A 2,459-nucleotide genomic window follows, 5' to 3' on the forward strand; every position below is an offset into this window, starting at 1 on the left:
TCTGGGGGAAAGATTGTCATAAAAGGCGCCCAAGAACACTTGGATCAGCAAGCACAATCGTCATCAAGTGGCTTTTTACACGAGAAATCCTCCAATAGTTCTCAATCGCATAGCACAACGGTTTCTTCTATCCTTGGTGCAACGGGCAATGTTGATTTGCAATCAGAAAAAGAGACCACAATTACTGCTTCTCATCTGCTTTCCGGTAAAGACATCAATGTGAGCGGAGAAAATGTGACGATTGATGGCATGACAGATCATCATAAGAGCCATTCAGAGACCCATGAAACAGGTTTTGGTGTGGGATCAGGCAAGAACTTTGTGTCGATATACGGGAGTGAGGGAAAGACAGAAAATGAAGAGAGTTTTGAACATCAAGGCTCTTCTCTGAATGCTGATGGCAATATCACCATCACCGCCACCAAAAAAGATGTGAACGTGGTGGGCTCTGATTTTGCAGGTGAGAATATTAATCTTTCGGCCGCCCATGATGTGAATGTTTCACCGGGTCACAATCGTCATAAGTCAAACAGCAAAGAAGAACGCACAGGTTTTGGCATTCAGTTTGGAAAGAGCAGCAGCGGCGCTTCCGTGGGTATTGGGATTGCGAGCGCCAAAGACACAGGGGACCAATGGGAAACCACTTCCGTACAATCACACTTCATGGCACGCCAAGATGTGCAGATTACTGCTGACAATGATGTAAACATGCAAGCAACCATTGTTTCGGCAAATCGTGATGTCAACATTGATGCTGGAAATACTATCACACTGTCAGAAAGCCATGATATCTCTAACGGCAAAGAGACCCATGAAAAGTCCTTTGCTGGTGTGACAGCCTCTGGCGATATTGGTGTCCTTGGCACGGTACAAGGACTAAAAGATGCCGCAGATCACATGAATAATAAGGATGGAAATAACACAGTTATTAATGGCATACTTACAGGGGTTCAAATCAACCACCTCTTTAACAAAGGCAGAAATTTTGTTGATTGGCTGACTGGGAATACAGGGGAAAAGGGTAACATCACCAAAGGACTGAGTAGCACATTAGGAGGGATGGGGGGCTCTACCAAGGATGCTCTTGCCAATATGGCTGGTGCATCTGGCAGTGTAACCGTGGGCTTTAAGACAGAGAAAGCGGAAGCGTCTGTTCAGACATCTACTGCTGTAACCAATAGCATAGAAGCAGGGCGCGCTGTCAACATGCATGCCCACAATGGGAGTATCCATGGTGTTGGCGCTGATATTATCGCTGGTAGCAATCCAATCTATATGCTGGAAAATGATGCACAGAGCGGGAACATCACCTTGGAAGCAGGGAAAGATATCACCTTTGAAAGTGCACAAAATGTGCAAAGCACACAAAACAGTAGTGAAAGTACTTCCATGAGTGTTGGATACGGTTATGGCACGGGTAGCGCAGGGGCAACGGGCAATGCCGCTTTTAGTCAAGGAGAAGGCTCGAGCGAGGCGGTTCAACAAAAGAACAGCCATATTATTGGCACCGGCACGGTTCATAGCACAAGTGGGGGAAATACCACACTGGCTGGCGCAGTGCTTTCTGGAGAGCGTGTAGAAATGGAAGTAGGGGGTGCTCTTACCATTACCAGCCGCAGTGATACGGAACAAACTTCCAGCAAGCAAAACTCTGTTTCTGTTGGCTTTGGTGCTGGACAAACGGGTGGTGGAGGCTCTGTGAGCGCCTCTTTCCAAAAGGATAAATCCTCTAGTGATTATCACAGTGTTGTGGAACAATCAGGCATCAAAGCGGGTGATGGCGGCTTTAAGATCAACGTTAAAGATAAAACGACCCTAACCGGAGGCATCATTGCCAGCACAGCCTCGGCAGACAAAAACAGCTTGACCACAGGAAGCATCAGCACCAGTGATATCACCAACAGTGCCCATGCTACAGCCAGTAGCCATGGTTTTAGCCTTTCTGGTGGCGGTGTTTTGCAACAGGGGAAATATGGCATCATAAAAAATATTGCCAAAAATGCTTTAAATCATGGGAAGGCACACGATGGAGCGGAAGGATATACCAAATCCGCCATCAGTGATGGCAGCATCATCCTTACCGGTGGATCTAACCAAAGGGCGATGGGACAAGATGCTGGAGAAATCATCGGCTCTCTCAACCGCAACACTGCGGCAGCCCACCAAGCCGTGGCACCGGTAGACGCCACATCGCTTGAGGGGGTAGTGCATAATCGCTTAGATATGGTCAATAAATTATCGGATGAAGGATTTAATATCTTTGAACAGGGCATTGTAAACATGTTTATCAAAGAGCATTATCTGGCTACCGTGGATCACGATGAAAATGGCAATGTGATCTATGCAAAAGATGAAAATGGGAAATATATAAAAGACAGCCACGGAAACCCGCAGCCGCAATATCATTATTTAACGCCTGAAGAACAACAGAATTTACAAAAAGGTTCTGATGGCAAGGT

General features: G+C 46.5%; 1 protein-coding gene. It reads left to right on the plus strand.

The features are described 5' to 3' along the window. Nucleotides 1–2,459 (plus strand): hemagglutinin repeat-containing protein (locus ACFIQE_RS09570; RefSeq protein WP_375707628.1); only part of this gene is annotated, 2,459 nt, incomplete at both ends.

Source organism: Bartonella sp. AA1HLJMS, from assembly GCF_042197445.1.
GTDB lineage: Bacteria > Pseudomonadota > Alphaproteobacteria > Rhizobiales > Rhizobiaceae > Bartonella.